13 protein-coding genes and 1 tRNA gene are annotated in these 15,487 nt (G+C 36.6%); 11 read left to right on the top strand and 3 right to left on the bottom strand.

All coding sequences use genetic code 11. From position 1 onward, the window contains the following. Nucleotides 1-46 precede the first annotated feature (46 nt). Together sixA and sthA are read left to right on the top strand one after the other, a co-directional pair. The gene (gene sixA, locus DM558_RS08145; RefSeq protein ID WP_127163364.1) at nucleotides 47-490 is read left to right on the top strand and encodes a phosphohistidine phosphatase SixA; all 444 of its coding nucleotides are present in this window, start codon (nucleotides 47-49) and stop codon (nucleotides 488-490) included. 159 nt (nucleotides 491-649) lie between these two features. Continuing rightward, nucleotides 650-2,047 carry a Si-specific NAD(P)(+) transhydrogenase gene (sthA, locus tag DM558_RS08140; protein WP_127163362.1) on the top strand — a complete coding sequence of 466 codons (1,398 nt, stop codon included), beginning with the start codon at nucleotides 650-652 and terminating at the stop codon, nucleotides 2,045-2,047. A gap of 358 nt (nucleotides 2,048-2,405) precedes the next feature. Here sthA and DM558_RS08135 read toward each other — a convergent pair. Both DM558_RS08135 and DM558_RS08130 read right to left on the bottom strand, forming a co-directional pair. After that, nucleotides 2,406-2,481, bottom strand: a tRNA-Lys gene (locus tag DM558_RS08135). 126 nt (nucleotides 2,482-2,607) lie between these two features. Then, a complete protein-coding gene (locus DM558_RS08130; RefSeq protein ID WP_127163360.1) occupies nucleotides 2,608-4,968 on the bottom strand; it encodes an FdhF/YdeP family oxidoreductase in 2,361 nt (786 codons plus the stop codon). 405 nt (nucleotides 4,969-5,373) lie between these two features. Here DM558_RS08130 and DM558_RS08125 point away from each other — a divergent pair, with 405 nt between their 5' ends. The 7 genes from DM558_RS08125 (at nucleotide 5,374) to DM558_RS08095 (ending at nucleotide 13,174) form a co-directional block, all read left to right on the top strand. After that, entirely contained in the window at nucleotides 5,374-5,898 is a 525-nt protein-coding gene (locus DM558_RS08125) for a fimbrial protein (RefSeq protein WP_127163358.1), read from the top strand. 302 nt (nucleotides 5,899-6,200) lie between these two features. Next, nucleotides 6,201-6,725: a fimbrial protein gene (locus tag DM558_RS08120; RefSeq protein WP_127163357.1), complete on the top strand. Its 525-nt coding sequence runs from the start codon at nucleotides 6,201-6,203 to the stop codon at nucleotides 6,723-6,725. A gap of 211 nt (nucleotides 6,726-6,936) precedes the next feature. Then, nucleotides 6,937-7,671, top strand: a complete 735-nt coding sequence (locus DM558_RS08115) for a fimbrial biogenesis chaperone (RefSeq protein ID WP_127163355.1) — start codon at nucleotides 6,937-6,939, stop codon at nucleotides 7,669-7,671. Between the two features lie 21 nt (nucleotides 7,672-7,692). Further along, entirely contained in the window at nucleotides 7,693-10,293 is a 2,601-nt protein-coding gene (locus DM558_RS08110; protein ID WP_127163353.1) for a fimbria/pilus outer membrane usher protein, read from the top strand. Between the two features lie 41 nt (nucleotides 10,294-10,334). After that, the gene (locus DM558_RS08105) at nucleotides 10,335-11,624 is read left to right on the top strand and encodes a fimbrial protein (RefSeq protein WP_164731427.1); all 1,290 of its coding nucleotides are present in this window, start codon (nucleotides 10,335-10,337) and stop codon (nucleotides 11,622-11,624) included. Nucleotides 11,625-11,641: 17 nt separating this feature from the next. Beyond that, complete coding sequence (locus DM558_RS08100) at nucleotides 11,642-12,406, top strand: fimbrial biogenesis chaperone (protein WP_164731426.1); 765 nt, start codon at nucleotides 11,642-11,644, stop codon at nucleotides 12,404-12,406. A gap of 60 nt (nucleotides 12,407-12,466) precedes the next feature. After that, the gene (locus DM558_RS08095; RefSeq protein WP_127163347.1) at nucleotides 12,467-13,174 is read left to right on the top strand and encodes a thioesterase II family protein; all 708 of its coding nucleotides are present in this window, start codon (nucleotides 12,467-12,469) and stop codon (nucleotides 13,172-13,174) included. 36 nt (nucleotides 13,175-13,210) lie between these two features. Here the strand turns inward: DM558_RS08095 and dcd are convergent, their stop codons facing one another. Then, nucleotides 13,211-13,777, bottom strand: a complete 567-nt coding sequence (gene dcd, locus DM558_RS08090) for a dCTP deaminase (RefSeq protein ID WP_127163345.1) — start codon at nucleotides 13,775-13,777, stop codon at nucleotides 13,211-13,213. Between the two features lie 399 nt (nucleotides 13,778-14,176). Between dcd and DM558_RS08085 the strand changes: the two genes are divergently transcribed. Then, on the top strand, nucleotides 14,177-14,902 hold the full coding sequence (locus DM558_RS08085; RefSeq protein ID WP_127163343.1) for a M20/M25/M40 family metallo-hydrolase: 726 nt from the start codon (nucleotides 14,177-14,179) through the stop codon (nucleotides 14,900-14,902). Next, nucleotides 14,881-15,300, top strand: a complete 420-nt coding sequence (locus DM558_RS08080; protein WP_164731425.1) for a M20 family metallopeptidase — start codon at nucleotides 14,881-14,883, stop codon at nucleotides 15,298-15,300. Before DM558_RS08085 ends, DM558_RS08080 begins: the two co-directional genes overlap by 22 nt. The last annotated feature ends 187 nt before the right edge of the window (nucleotides 15,301-15,487 follow it).

The following is a 15,487-nucleotide window of genomic DNA, read 5'->3' as shown; positions in this document are numbered from 1 at the left end:
AGTTTATATAAAATGATTATACAAATAAGGTGAAGGAGAGCTAGTAATGAATCTTTGGTTGTTAAGACATGGTGAAGCCGAGCCAATACAAACGAGTGATATTGCTCGCAATCTGACAAGAACAGGTGTACAAGAAGTGTTGAAAACAGCTCAAACACTCCAAAAAGTACCACTAGATATTGTATTACACAGTCCTTATGCTCGTGCATTACAAACAGCACAACTTGTATGTGAAGAAATAGGTTATCAAGGCGAAGTTGTACAGGTAGACTGGATAACTCCTGATGATAACCCTAAGCAAGTCATAAAACGATTGGAACCTTATGAAAGTAAAAACATTCTTATCGTAAGCCATCAACCACTGTTAGGGAGGCTAGTTGGGTTGTTGACAGAGGGTGAGTTAATGGCCGCCTCTTATTTAGCAACGGCTGAGTTAGTGCATCTTGAGGGTATTGCTATTTGTCTAGCAGGGATGCACGTAAAAAAATGATGCAAAAATAATCAATAAATATTGTTTCATGCTTTATAATAATAGCTACTTATCATATTGACTGGATGAGCAAAAAAATAATTTGTTTTTAAAAATAGCTTTTATTGTCATTACACTTACAATAATGAAAAGTTTGCAGTAAATAATAAAGGAAAAAGCATGATTCATAATTTTGACGTTGTCGTAATAGGTTCTGGTCCCGCTGGCGAAGGTGCTGCTATTAATGCTTGTAAAACAGGTAAAAGAGTAGCAATGATCGAAAATAGAGGGGTAGTAGGAGGGAACTGTACGCACTTAGGTACTATCCCTTCTAAAGCATTGCGTCACGAAGTAATGCAAATTATGGATTTTAATACTAACCCTATGTTTCGTTCAATTGGTGAACCAAAATGGTTTTCTTTTCCTGATGTATTAAAAAATGCCCAGCAAATCATTGATCGTCAAGTAAGCTCTCGAACAGGTTATTATGTCCGTAACCGTATCAGCGTATTTTTTGGGCAAGGACGTTTTATTGATGATCATACGGTAGAAGTTTCGTGTAACTCTGGGTCTACTGAGCGACTCATTGCAAAAGAAATTATTATTGCAACAGGTTCTCGTCCTTACCGTCCTGCAAATGTGGATTTTAATCATCCTCGTATTTATGACAGTGATACTATCTTAAATCTTTGCCATACGCCAAAACGTTTAATTATTTATGGCGCAGGCGTTATTGGATGTGAGTATGCCTCTATTTTCAGTGGGCTAGGTGTATTGGTTGATCTTATTGATAATCGCGATAGGTTATTAAGCTTTCTTGATGAAGAAATATCTGATTCATTAAGCTACCATTTTAGTAATTCAAATATCATGATTCGCCATAATGAAGAATATGAAAGTATTGAAGGTATTGATCATGGTGTAATTTTACACCTTAAGTCAGGTAAAAAAATAAAAGCTGATGCATTGTTATGGAGTAATGGGCGGACAGGGAATACTGATGGTTTGGGGCTAGAAACCATTGGCCTTAAAGCTAATAACCGGGGTCAAATTCATGTTGATCAAAATTATAGAACAGAAATTTCCCATATTTACGGAGCAGGGGATGTGATTGGTTGGCCGAGCTTAGCCAGTGCAGCTTATGATCAAGGTCGATCTGCCTCTGCTAATATTGCAGAGGATGGTTCAGGACGTTATGTAAACGATGTCGCAACAGGTATTTATACTATTCCTGAAATTAGTTGTGTAGGAAGAACCGAACAAGAGCTTACCAAAGACAAAGTTCCTTATGAGGTAGGTAAGGCCTTCTTTAAAAGCATGGCACGTGCCCAAATTTCTAATCAAACGGCCGGCGTATTAAAGATATTATTTCATCGCGAAACCCTAGCTATTTTAGGTGTTCATTGTTTTGGTTATCAAGCATCAGAAATTGTCCATATTGGACAAGCGATTATGAATCAACCGGGTGAGCAAAATAATATCCGTTATTTTATAAACACTACTTTTAACTACCCAACAATGGCAGAAGCTTACCGTGTTGCAGCATTCGACGGGCTCAATAGATTGTTTAAAGTTTAAGTTCAATAAGAAGTTGTAAATGATTAGTGTATGGGCAAAATACTAGGAATCAATATGGAGATGCCTAGTATTGTTTAATAAGCTTAGTCTCTAAGATAAAAGTTAGAAAATACAGAGTAGGCGAAATTATTATTTAATTAGTTATAGGGCATGCTTCCCTCTATTTATTTTATTGCTTTTTCTTTATGACTGAATAAAACTAACATTTTACAAAGAGGAATATATGCCAAAAATATATTATAACGTATAGTGTTATTTTCTTGCTGTGGCTTGAAAAATCAAAGTCTATCCTGTAGACAATATCAAGTTTTTGGAATTTTAAAAGAAAATAAAAAAGGGCTAAAAAGCCCTTATGATATGGTGGGTCGTATAGGGCTCGAACCTATGACCAATTGATTAAGAGTCAACTGCTCTACCAACTGAGCTAACGACCCAATTCGGTTGGCATAATATACCGATAATTTTAGAAATGCAATATTTTATAGTAGTGATAATTAAATAAACTTAAAAGCAAATAGTAGAGTTAGGGTAGGATATCCTAACTCTATAGATTGGAATGGTTAACTAGCCATTTCTTCTAAAGTAGGTTCTTGACCTAGATGAAGAATCACAGGTACTGTTTTAGATGCGGGGATTCTTGCTTTTTCGTCGTGGCTACTTAATGCAACCAATGGGTTGGTTTCAGGATAATACGCCGCTAGGCTTCCTTGTGGAATATCATAGGGGACTATGCGGAAGCTTTTGACAACACGTTTCACACCATCAGAATAAATACTTTCAATATCAACCCATTGATCAGCAATAAGCCCCGCTTCATCAATATCTGTTTGGTTCATGAAAAGGACGCGACGTTGACCAAAAACACCTCTATAACGGTCATCTAACCCATAAATAGTTGTGTTATATTGGTCATGAGAGCGTGTTGTCATTAATGTATAAGTTTTCGCTTCATTGTATTGTTGAGTAAATTGATTTTCTCTATCCTCATAGACCTCTCGTAAAGGTTTAATTAAAAATTGTGCTTTACCCGTGGGGGTATTCCAAACATGTTGGTTGGCAGGATGTTCTAAATGGAAGCCTCCAGGTTGGTGGACACGCTCATTAAAATCATGAAATTGATCGAATACTTCAGCGATGCTATCGCGAATACGGTCATAGCTTTCAATATACCATTTCCATTTTATATGACTTTCCGGGAAAACCGCTTCTGCCATTCTTGCTACAATATCGGGTTCAGATAATAGATTATGTGATGCAGGTTTATTAACACCAGTCGATAGGTGAACATTACTCATTGAATCTTCTACGGATATCGATTGTGTTCCATAGCGTTGCTCATCAATTTCGGTGCGGCCTAAACATGGGAGGATGAGTGCATCTTTACCATGAACAATATGGCTACGATTGAGTTTAGTTGTGATGTGAACAGTTAAATTACACTGTTGTAATGCTTCATGAGTATATTCTGTATCAGGTGTCGCAATAGAAAAGTTGCCACCCAGTCCAATAAATACTTTAACTTTTCCCTCATGCATTGCTTTAATTGTATCAACTACCCCCAAACCATGTTGGCGCGGTGATTTGATATTGAAAACACGATCAAGATTAGAGAGAAGGGATTCATTTGGTTTTTCATGAATCCCCATGGTTCTATTCCCTTGCACGTTGCTGTGTCCACGAACAGGGCATAGTCCAGCACCTGGGCGACCAACGTGCCCTCGCGCAAGCATTAAGTTTGCAAGCATATGGATATTGTTTGTGCCGTGTCTATGCTGAGTAATCCCCATTCCCCAGCAAAAAATTGCTCGCTCGGCATTTCGGTAAAGCTTTGCTAGTGATTCTAGTTCTTTAGGTGCTAATCCAGCATATTTATGAATGTCTGCCCAACTAGTTTTATCTATTTCCTCAAGCATTTCTTCAAAACCGGTAGTGTTTAGAACGATGAATGCGCGATCGAAAACTGGAGGATTACCTTTTGAGGTGGCTTCTATATCCCATTCATGTAAATGCTTCATAATTCCGATGAGAATAGCGTAGTCTCCACCTATTTTAGGTTGGAAATAATAATGGCTGATTTCAGTGCTTTTATTTGCCATCATTTCTAAAGCTGCTTGTGGATCCTGAAAGCGTTGTAAACCACGTTCTTTTAGTGGGTTTATTGCAATGATAGCACCACCACGTTTTGAGACTTCTCTTAGAGTTCCTAACATACGTGGGTGATTAGTGCCAGGATTATGTCCAAAGCTAAATATAGCATCTGCTTTTTCAAAATCTTCCAGTGTCACGGTCCCTTTTCCGAGACCGATTGAGTCCGTTAGTCCAACACTAGTTGTTTCATGACACATATTGGAACAATCGGGAAAGTTGTTTGTACCAAAGTGGCGAACAAATAGTTGGTATAAAAATGATGCCTCATTGCTAGTACGCCCAGAAGTATAAAATGCTGCTTGATTAGGATCTTCTAAGTTTTTTAAATTATAGGCAATTAATTTAAAGGCTTCATCCCAAGATATAGGAATGTATTTATCCGTTTTCGCGTCGTAGCGCATAGGGTCTGTGAGACGTCCAAGATCTTCAAGATAAAAGTCAGTCTGTTTAGCTAGGCATCTAACCGTATGTTCTGCAAAGAATTGAGGAGTAACTCGTTTACTTGTTGTTTCAAATGCAACAGCTTTAGCGCCGTTTTCACAGAAATTAAATAATTTTTTTGTTTTATCATCCGGCCATGCACAACCGGGACAATCGAATCCTTTAGGTTGGTTGACCTCAAGGAGCGTAATGGAGCCTTTTTCGAATGTTTCTTGGTGTTGAAGATTTTTCGCAACACTCTTCAGCGCATCCCATCCGCCTGCAGGATGAGTATAAGATTCTATTTTTGCAGTTTCTTTATTTTCATTGGTTTGATTATTATCTTTTTTCACGGAGTTTCCTTCAACATCTACAACAGAGAACTTATTTAATAATACAGGCTATTTACTTTGATGAGTGAATTACAGTTATGCACATCATACTTATGCTAACTAAAGCAATTGCTATTTATATTGTAGTTTTGTTTTTTAGCTTTTCATATTAAATATTTTAAACAGAATATTTAATATAGGCTGTAGTGTCTTATACTTTCGATTAATGATGAACCTTTTTATAAATTTTAGCTATATAATGGTTCACTAACGAATGGTATGAGGGTTATTTGATTTACTAAAAATAAAAAAAGGGTGCTTTTAAATACTATAAGTTTTGTATCGATGTAATGACAAAGGAATACTGTAAAACCACCAAGGATATTTTGATGTTCTTTATTGTTTGTTTGGTTTTCAGGAGACCTAATGAAAATTGTTACTTGTACTCTATTTCTTGTTGGAGTTCTTTTTCCTTTGCTTAGTTTATCAGAAACAGTATGGTTTTCTGGGCATGTTGTTCAAAAGACATGTGATATAGCCGTAAATGGAAATACCTCTGGGGCAGTAGTTTTATTACCTGCAGCTACCGTTTCTCATTTATCTAAATTAGGGAAAACAGCAGACGATACAATATTTTCAATGGGCATAAAGAATTGTGGTACTAAAGAGCAGCAAGCCACTGAAAGATATATAGCTGAAATTATAACAAGTAAAACCAATATAAGTAATCTAGCTGGTACAGCAAATAATATTGAGCTACAACTAGCAGTCGCTGATAAGAGTTTTAAAATAGTAAAGTCTTCGGAGGATAATGTATACTCGTCCGATATGCGCTTAGATCCTGAAGGAAAACGATCAATTCCTTTTGTTGTAAAATATTATGCGGCAGCAAATAGCGTTGTACCTGGGAGCATTATTACCTCCACTTCATTTTTAATTGTATACAATTAAAAATAAATAGTTTTATGTATTGACTATGAATTTATTAAATTATTTATAGGGTTTGGTTATTGATGTATATTATACTAAGGTCATAAAAAAATATTTATTAAGTCGGTACGTTTTCGTCTAAGTTACTGATACAATATATGTACACTAGATCTATCATGTCGTAAAAGTTGTATTAGATATTAGATATTCATGATATACATCAGATATTTAATGTTAGTTCTAATTAAGGGAATAGTGTAAACAATATTAAACCTATGTAATTTAATAGATTTAATTGTTATTTTTAATTTTAGGAGATTCAAATGAAAAAACTAGTATCCGGTGTTATTCTTGCTGCAGGTCTTGTTCCAGCTTTAGCTTTTGCTCAACAAACTCCAAACACTATTAACTTCAAGGGTGAAGTTACTACTCAAACTTGTCAAGTAAGCATTAATGGTGCAAGCACTTCTCCAGTAGTATTACTTCCAACTGTTGCAGACACTGCTCTTGCAACTGCTGGTGCTGTTGCTGGTGATACAAACTTCACTATCGAATTACAAAACTGTGCTACTAATTTAACAAGTGCAAAAGCAACATTCGTTGGTAATAATGTTCAAGCTAGCGGTAACTTAGGAAATACTGGTACAGCTACTGGTGTATCTATCCAAGTTGCTAACGAAGGCGGTTCAGTTTTAAACTTCAACGCATCTGATGTTGTTTCTAATGCAGCTACTATCTCTGGAACAGGTACAGCTTCATTACCATTCACTGCTAGCTACTATGCAGAAGCTCCTGCCACTGCCGGTACCGTACTTGCTAGTACTCAATTCGCTATTGTTTACCAATAGTCGTTTATAACTGTAATAGTTATAAAAAAGCTGTAGTAACTTTGTTACTACAGCCTAATTTATGGCGAAGTAAAACAACTAATAACATAAAAACAGAAGGAGCTGTTAACACTAAGCATAGTTGTTATAGTTCTATATGTTATTAAATAGGGTTATAAGCTTTTATAAACTTATGACATTGTGTGTGTCATACTGACTTCCTGTGTATAAAATGAAATTTTTAACATATCTAAAAACTAATCAATTTGTTTGTATCACACTTCTTTTATTAAGTATTAACTGTTATGCCTCTGTTGTGGTTACGGGAAATCGAATTATTTACCCTGAAGGTGCCCGTGAAAGGATGGTACAGTTTTCTAATCCTGATGAAGCGCCTTATATGATTCAAGTGTGGACAGATATTAATACTCCAGATTCTACAGCTGAAACAGCTGATGGACCTTTTGTTGCCACACCTCAAATGTTTCGCGTTTCTGCTAAGTCAGGTCAAGTTGTTCGCCTAACTTATATAGGTAAAAAGCCTTTACCAAAAGATAGAGAGTCTGTCTTTTATTTTAATTTCTTACAAATACCATCACTAAAACAGTCAGATGATGGTAAAAATAAGCTTGCGTTACTCATTACTAGTCGCTTGAAAATATTTTATAGACCTAATGGTTTGACAAGCTCCCCTGATAAGGTAGCAGATAGTTTGAGCTTTCGTCTTTCTGGTAACTCAGTAGAAGTAACAAATGATAGCGCTTACCATGCAAGTTTTGGACAAGCAAAAATCGTTGATGGTCAAGATAGTGTTATAATGGTTATCCCTACGGCACAAATGATTGCACCTAAATCAAAAGGGAAATGGTCATTGCCAAAATCAGTGCAACAAAATGGCTTATTTATAAATTATGAATTAATTAATGATTATGGTATTGCTGAAGCTCATAAAGTTAAATTAAATTAAATATACTTTTGGGTATTATTAGTGTACTCCGTTTTTTGGTATACATTAGTGCGTTTGAGTTTTATTAGTTTATGTTTATTTGCATTGTGTATTTCTTTATCAGCGCAGGTATTAGCTGACACTGATGATTATCTCTTTGATAATTCATTACTAAGAGGTAATCGCTATAATATTGGTAGTATTAATCAGTTTAATGATGCAGATAATATAGAGCCTGGCACTTATCAAATTGATTTATTTATAAATAATGCTTTTTTAGAGCAACTTGATGTCAAATTTGTAAAGTCTAAACAGGGTAAAGCCTTACCCTGTTTCTCTTATGATAATTTAATTCGGTTTGGTATAAAGCCTGAGTCAATAACGGGTATCGATTCAGCAGCATCATCAGAAGAATATAAAAAACAATGCCTTATTCCTGACGAAGTTATTACGGGTGCCAAAAGTGAGACCGAGTTTTCTAAATTAAAGCTAGATCTTGTTATTCCTCAAGCATTAATGAATGTTTTTCCAAAAGGCTATGTTCCACCTGAGCAACTAAATGCAGGTGAGACAATGTTTTTTGTTAACTACATGGCAAATCAATACCATGTAAGTTATAAAAACAGTGCCACTAATAAAAATATGGACTCTACTTACATTAATTTGAATAGTGGTTTTAATCTTGGATTATGGCGCTATAGACAGCAATCTTTTTACACGAAGCAAAGTAGATCAGAAGATAATTTTGTTACAACGAGCCGTTATGTACAAAGAGCAATTACCCCTATTAACGGGGAATTACTGATGGGGGAGGGATATACAACAGGTGATTATTTTTCTGGGATGGCATTTAGGGGTGTGTCACTGAAAAGTGATGAGAGAATGCTACCAGACTCTCAGCAAGGTTATGCTCCCACTATCTATGGGATAGCGAGAACTAATGCAAAGGTGACTGTGACTCAAGGGGGTAATATTATTTATGAGACAACAGTTCCTCCTGGGCCCTTTTCAATTAATGATCTTTATAATACTAACTACGCAGGTGATTTAAACGTTTCTGTTCAAGAGGCTGATGGAACAGTTAGCACTTTTGTCGTGCCTTATTCTTCAGTCCCTGACTCACTACGTGCGGGTGCGCATCGTTATAGTATCACATTGGGCAAGTCTCGTTATGTCGGCGACCATGATCCATTTACTGAGGTTGTGTATAGACATGGTCTCACTAATAGCATCACGTTGAACTCTGGTTTTCAAGTTGCAAAAAGTTATCAGTCATTTTTACTGGGTGGTGTTTATACCTCGTGGTTTGGTGCTCTTGGGCTTGATATGACCTTTTCTAATGCAAGCTTACCCCAAAGTTCAGAGTCTGGGCGAAAAATACGCTTGTCATATAATAAGACATTTATTCCAACAAATACTTCACTAACGGCTTCAAGTAATTTTTATTCAAGATCAGGTTATAGAGAACTGAGCGATGTATTGGATATAAGAGAGTCATTTAAACAGAATAGTGATAACTGGCGTTCTACTTCATCAGAACAACGATCAAGATATGATCTATCGATTAACCAAAGCTTCGGAAAGTTTGGAACTCTTTACTTTTCAGGTTCTATAAAAAACTATTACTCTAGTCACAAGCCAGATAAACAGCTTCAAGTAAGCTATACAAAAGTTTTTTCAAATGGTGTTTCTCTTAATATTGCTGTTAATCGTAGCAGAATGGGAGCTGTTACTGACAATAATGACTATTTAGGCAATATGCCAGGTTATTATAATCCTGCAGCTGGTAGTTCAGGAACAAAAGAAACGACAACACTTTTTTCATTATCCATTCCTTTGGGTAAAGAAATAAATTCCCCTACTTTTAGTAATAGTGTTAGTCATAGTGATGTTAGCGGAACCTCTTATCAATCGACTGTTTCAGGAACAGTTGGAGAGAAGCAAAACTTAAATTATAGTTTGAATTATTCAACAGACAGTAAAGATCATACAAATACATGGAATGGAACAGTACAATCGAGATTACCTGTTGGTACACTGGGCATATCAGCGGGAAAATCAAGGACATATTCACAAAATTCAGTCTCTATGCAAGGGACTGTAGTTTTACATCGAGGTGGGATAACGCTAGGTCCTTATGCTGGAGATACATTTGCATTAATTGATGCTGATGGGGCATCTGGTGCATCAATTATGGGAGGACAAGGAGCCTCTATTGATCGATTTGGTTATGCGCTTATTCCATCACTCACCCCCTATCGATATAATAATATTGCTTTAAATCCTGAGGGAATGAGTACAAATGTTGAGTTACAATCAGGACAGTATCGCCTTGCTCCTTATGCAGGAGCGAATGTTAAGATAAAATTTAGAACGATTAAAGGCTATCCTATATTAATATCAGCAATACGACCTGAGGGGGCAGATATTTTGCCAATGGGGGCGGATGTTTATAATGAAGACAATGAGTCAGTGGGCATGGTTGGACAAGGTGGACAAATCTACATAAGATCTGATCGAGAGGAAGATCGTTTAACTGTAATATGGGGTAACACTCCAGAAGAGCAGTGCCACTTAGCGTATAATTTAAAAGGGCAAGATTTGGATCAACCGCTTATTATGCTAAAAGCTACTTGTGACTAAATAATGGGTGTTATATTTTAATGCGCTGGAAGAGGGATGCTATGAAAAATTATAAACAAGTTAGTCCTATAATATTGGTATTACTGGCGGGTTATTGCAATATCTCTCATGCTGTATGTCAGCGTGTCGCTCCTATTTCAAATTCAGTTGTTAGTCCTCGCTTGGCCAGTATTAATATTACCAATAGTTTTTTACAGCCTGTCGGTGCTCCTTTGGGTACCTCTATTTTTAATGTCGGTACTGGTGATATTAATCAAGTCCTTTTTCAATGTGATGTTTCTGATATCGGAAAAATTTATGAACAAATAGCTACCAGTGGTGATGACCGTGTTGGTGGTTTTTATGATCTTGGACAGAGAGATGGTAATCCTAATTATTTTGCAACCTATTTTCCTTATGTAGGGCTTAGATTAACTCATGTAAACTCAGGTGCTGTTTTTACACGTAGTTGGAAGTCGATTCCTCTAAAAAACTATGAGATAGTTGGTGATAAAATAAATATCCGTGCTAAAGATTTTAGCCCAATTAAAGCCGACCTTGTTAAACTAAGTTCTTTACCTCCTGAGTCGGGTTCTGTTTCTAATCTTTGTGGTAATTTAGCATCAACCACCATGACGTCTATCTATAATTGTATGCAACCTAATGGATATGTGACATTTGTTGGACCAGGGATTCCTGGTGAACAAGATGGCTCAGACAGTGCTTATAATAGAGGAAGTCAAAATGCAGGCGGGTGGAATGCTATCAGTATGGGTGCAGCACCGATGGCAAGCGTTACTTATACAAGTACGTGTGTTGCAAGAAATGTGACTCCTGTTGTGTTGTTCCCTACAATAACAGAAGCAAGTTTAAATGAAGGCAATGTCGTTCGTAACGATTTTACTGTTACTGTTGAGTGTGATAACAGTGCAATAGCCAATGTGAGTTCAGGAAGTACTCTTTTAGGTTTGCAGGCATCCTATTCGGCCTATGCTGCTGCTGAAAAGCTTGGTTTGGTTAATAGTGAGGGTGGTGTTAAATACCTGTTGTCTGATGATTATGACAGTAGCCCTAATACAGCTAAAGGGGTGGGAATTGCGTTGTCTAATGCTACAACTGGACTATCCATGAATTTTGTTGGTTGGAGTAGTTGTACTGCTAGCGGTTGTCCTGCAACACCAGCTTCTGGTTGGTACCCTGTAACAGCGGGCGCACAGGTTAGTAATAATATGGCAAATGGCTACACGACTTATACAACACAGTTTACAGCGACATTAACTAAAATTCCGGGTCAAAGAGTGACTCCTGGTAAAGTTAAAGCGACAGCCTATGTGCTTGTAAGAGTACAATAATGGAGATATATAATAGGATGAAAAATAGAAACTATTCTCAATGTTGTCTATTTTTATGGTTGATTATGGGTGTGTCAACATTGTCTTTCGCAGGGATTATGGCTGAAACGACGAGACTTATTTTTCCTGAAGGAGCGACAGAACGTAGTTTAATGTTAGCTAATACTAATAATTATCCCGTTCTTGTGCAAACGTGGATAGATAATGGGGATGTTAATAATACACCTGAAAAAACGAGTGCCCCTTTCATTGTTTTACCTACTGTCTTTAAAATGGGTGCAAGTGAAGTTAAAGGTATACGAGTTGTATTTAAAAACCAACGTTTACCTAAAGATAGAGAGTCTGTATTTTGGCTGAACTTGTATGAAATACCGCCAACAAATAATAGAGCTTCTGCAACCGATGAAGCTAAATTATTGGTCGCTATGAATACACAAATGAAGATATTTTATCGCCCTAAAAATTTAAGTCAGAAAATAAATACGCTTCAAGATAATTTACAATTTACCTTGATGAAAGATAAAGATAGATTAGTCCTTACTTGTCATAATCCAACACCATATTATGCTTCCTTTTCTTCTCTTAAGTTACTTTCAGCTGGGAAAGTATATAAACCTGATACTAAGTTGGACATGATGGTTTCACCTTTTTCAACCGATCAGTTTGTTTTTAGAGCTAACGATATGTTAAAAGGGCGAAGTATTGACTTAGAGTTTATGCTGATTACTGATACAGGCCTTTCTCAAAAAGGCGAAAAAAAATCCATCTTCACGAGCCAGTAATTTACAAGCGTGTTCGCACACTTTAAACTGCGCGGGTTAATAAATAGTATGGATGAATAAATGATCAGTAAAGATAATCTAACGCTTATATTATTGCCTTTCGCTGGTGGTAATGCTTATTCTTATCGGGATATGTTGAGTAATCTACAAACAACATATGATGTATTAATGCCTGAGTTACCCGGCAGGGGGGCCTTGTCTAATCAACCGCTGATAGGCGATGCCAACCACTTGGCTGATTATCTTATTAATCAGGTAATTAAACCACTTGCTCCCAAACCTTATATAATTTATGGACATAGTATGGGTGGTTTGTTGAGCTATGTGATCGTTCAGAAATTATTGCAAAGTGGTTTAACATTGCCTAAACATCTCATTATCTCTGGACGTAATGCCCCCTGCTTTAAACGTGAGAGGCAAGTACACGGTTATCCCTCTACAACCTTTTGGTCAGAGATAAATGCAATGGGTGGATTACCAAAGGCCCTTTTGGAAAATCGGGAGTTACAGGCTTACTTTGAACCAATTATTAGAAATGATTTTAAGCTTGTTGAAACCTACCATTATATTAAGCCTGATAGTATATTTGATTTACCGATGACTGTTTTTTATGGTGATCAAGACCATATGACGAAAGAGTCTGTAGAAGCTTGGCAACAAGAAAATAAACAACCAGTTAAGTTTATTGAAATGAAAGGCAATCATTTTTTCATTTTTAATCATGTGACTGAGATAACTAACTATATAAATTCTTTAGCTAGTTTATAATAGAATAAAGGGGGACTTTTATCCCCCTTTTATTGATTAGGCTTTAGGTAACGTGACGCCTGTTTGCCCTTGATATTTGCCACCACGATCTTTATAAGAAACCTCACAAACCTCGTCAGATTCCAAAAATAGCATTTGTGCAACACCTTCATGCGCATAAATTTTGGCAGGTAGATTGGTTGTATTTGAAAACTCTAAAGTAACATGACCTTCCCACTCAGGTTCTAATGGGGTGACATTAACAATTATGCCACAGCGCGCATAAGTACTTTTCCCTAAACAAATAGTCAAAACATTGCGAGGAATACGAAAGTATTCAACAGTACGTGCAAGTGCGAAAGAGTTTGGGGGAATAACACAAACGTCCCCGATAATATCGACAAAACTCTTATCATCAAAGTGTTTCGGATCTACAGTCGCTGAGTGAATATTGGTAAATACTTTAAATTCGTTTGCACAGCGAACGTCATAACCATAACTAGAAACACCATAAGAAATAAGCTTTTCAGTTCCCTCAGTACGAACTTGACGCTCAACAAAAGGTTCTATCATGCCATGTTCTAATGCCATACGGCGTATCCACTTATCAGCTTTAATACTCATACCAAAAATCCCTAATACCGTTAAAAATTGTAAGCGATTTTAGCAGAGAGTGTTGTTGGGTTCTATTATTTAAATGGATTTTTAGCTATATGGCTGAGCTAAGTTAATGTCTCTTGTATAAAAATATAGTTTGATAGTTATTTTTTTGTATTTAGCCTAATTAGTCAGTTATGCATATTGATCACTTTAATACTATGACTTTGCAAAAATGAATTTTTGCATAATTTTTTAAAATAATAATATGAAAACAGGTGCTTAATATGAAAACAAAATATTTTTTAGCGACTATTACCGAGCTTGATAGTTGACCTTTTGATCCTACTAAGCCAGTAGTCCCAGAAGAAACAGTTAACCAATCGTTATGCTGCAAATGGACAAAAAACAGCCGTTATAGATACATTGGAACGTTTAGTCAATATTGAGTCAGGGCCTGCCGATGCTGTGGGCATGGCAGAAATGAATAATTTATTAGAACAAGAATTAAGAAGCTTAGGCTTTACAGTGACTAGACATCCTACCACAGGGTCAACCGCTGATCGGGTGAGTGTTGGTGATAATATTATCGGTGTGCTACATGGCAAAGGCGGTAAAAATATCATGCTTCAAGCACATCAAGATACTGTTTATGCCAGAGGTGCTTTAGCCAAAGCACATTTTCGAGTAGAAGGTGATCTTGCTTATGGCCCCAGCATTGCTGATGCTAAAGGTGGTATCGCTGTTATTTTGCATAGTTTGAAGTTATTAAAAGCACAAAACTTTAAAAATTTTGGAACAATTACCGTACTGTTTAATACTGATGAGGAGCAAAGCTCAGTAGGCTCAAAGGATCTTATTACTTCAACAGCGAAACTGAATGATTATATTTTATCCTTTGAACCAACAAGTGTGGATCCAGAGGGGGTGCCACTAGGCACTTCAGGTATTGGTACTGCTACAGTTGCTATTGCCGGACGCGCAGCTCATGCTGTGGCAGAACCAAAAAAAGGTGTTAATGCTATTGTTGAGGCTGCTGATTTAGTGTTACGTACTGTTGATCTGAATGAAGGGAGCGGTGGTTTACGTTTTACATGGACGATGGCACAAGGGGGGAGGTTAGAAATATTTTGCCAGCTAATGCCAGTCTAACGGCGGATATACGTTATCCTAGCAATGATAAATTTAACTCTTTTGTAAATGATCTTAAAGATCGTGTAGCGAAGCAAAAGCTTCCAGAGGCTAAAATAAATCTTGATATTGCTACGGCTCGCCCAGCATTTGATGTGAAAGAATCAGATCAATTACTGATCGATAAAGCCATAGAAATTTATAAATCTATTGGTTATACCTTAGAGGTGTTTCCTAAATCTGGCGGTGGAACAGATGCTGCTTTTGCAGCGTTATCGGGAAATCCAGTAATTGAAGGATTGGGGCTACCAGGAGTTGGATACCATACAACGACAGCAGAGTATATTTCTACAGAAGCTATACCAAGAAGATTGTATTTAACAGCTAAATTGATGATGAATTTAGCACAAAGTAACTAACTTTAAGCGGTTTAAACCCTCTTAAGAGTCGAATAAAAGGGTTATTAATAAAACAATGGCTGATAATTGCCAAACGGAGAAGGTCTAATTTGCCATTAAGTCGTATTGCTGTGATAAAGAAAGGTTTGTTATTGTATAGAACTTAACTATTTGAGTGTTTGTTATAGTATTAGTAATAACAAGTTTA

This window comes from Entomomonas moraniae (assembly GCF_003991975.1).
Lineage (GTDB): Bacteria > Pseudomonadota > Gammaproteobacteria > Pseudomonadales > Pseudomonadaceae > Entomomonas > Entomomonas moraniae.
Note: the sequence above shows the minus strand (reverse complement) of the source record. Positions and strands in the feature narration are given on the sequence as shown.

What these genes read in the sequence shown, in the direction of transcription:
- sixA (WP_127163364.1), top strand. Translation starts at nt 47, where the DNA reads ATGAATCTTTGGTTGTTAAGACATGGTGAAGCCGAGCCAATACAAACG.
- sthA (WP_127163362.1), top strand. Translation starts at nt 650, where the DNA reads ATGATTCATAATTTTGACGTTGTCGTAATAGGTTCTGGTCCCGCTGGC.
- DM558_RS08125 (WP_127163358.1), top strand. Translation starts at nt 5,374, where the DNA reads ATGAAAATTGTTACTTGTACTCTATTTCTTGTTGGAGTTCTTTTTCCT.
- DM558_RS08120 (WP_127163357.1), top strand. Translation starts at nt 6,201, where the DNA reads ATGAAAAAACTAGTATCCGGTGTTATTCTTGCTGCAGGTCTTGTTCCA.
- DM558_RS08115 (WP_127163355.1), top strand. Translation starts at nt 6,937, where the DNA reads ATGAAATTTTTAACATATCTAAAAACTAATCAATTTGTTTGTATCACA.
- DM558_RS08105 (WP_164731427.1), top strand. Translation starts at nt 10,335, where the DNA reads ATGAAAAATTATAAACAAGTTAGTCCTATAATATTGGTATTACTGGCG.
- DM558_RS08100 (WP_164731426.1), top strand. Translation starts at nt 11,642, where the DNA reads ATGAAAAATAGAAACTATTCTCAATGTTGTCTATTTTTATGGTTGATT.
- DM558_RS08095 (WP_127163347.1), top strand. Translation starts at nt 12,467, where the DNA reads ATGATCAGTAAAGATAATCTAACGCTTATATTATTGCCTTTCGCTGGT.
- dcd (WP_127163345.1), bottom strand. Translation starts at nt 13,777, where the DNA reads ATGAGTATTAAAGCTGATAAGTGGATACGCCGTATGGCATTAGAACAT.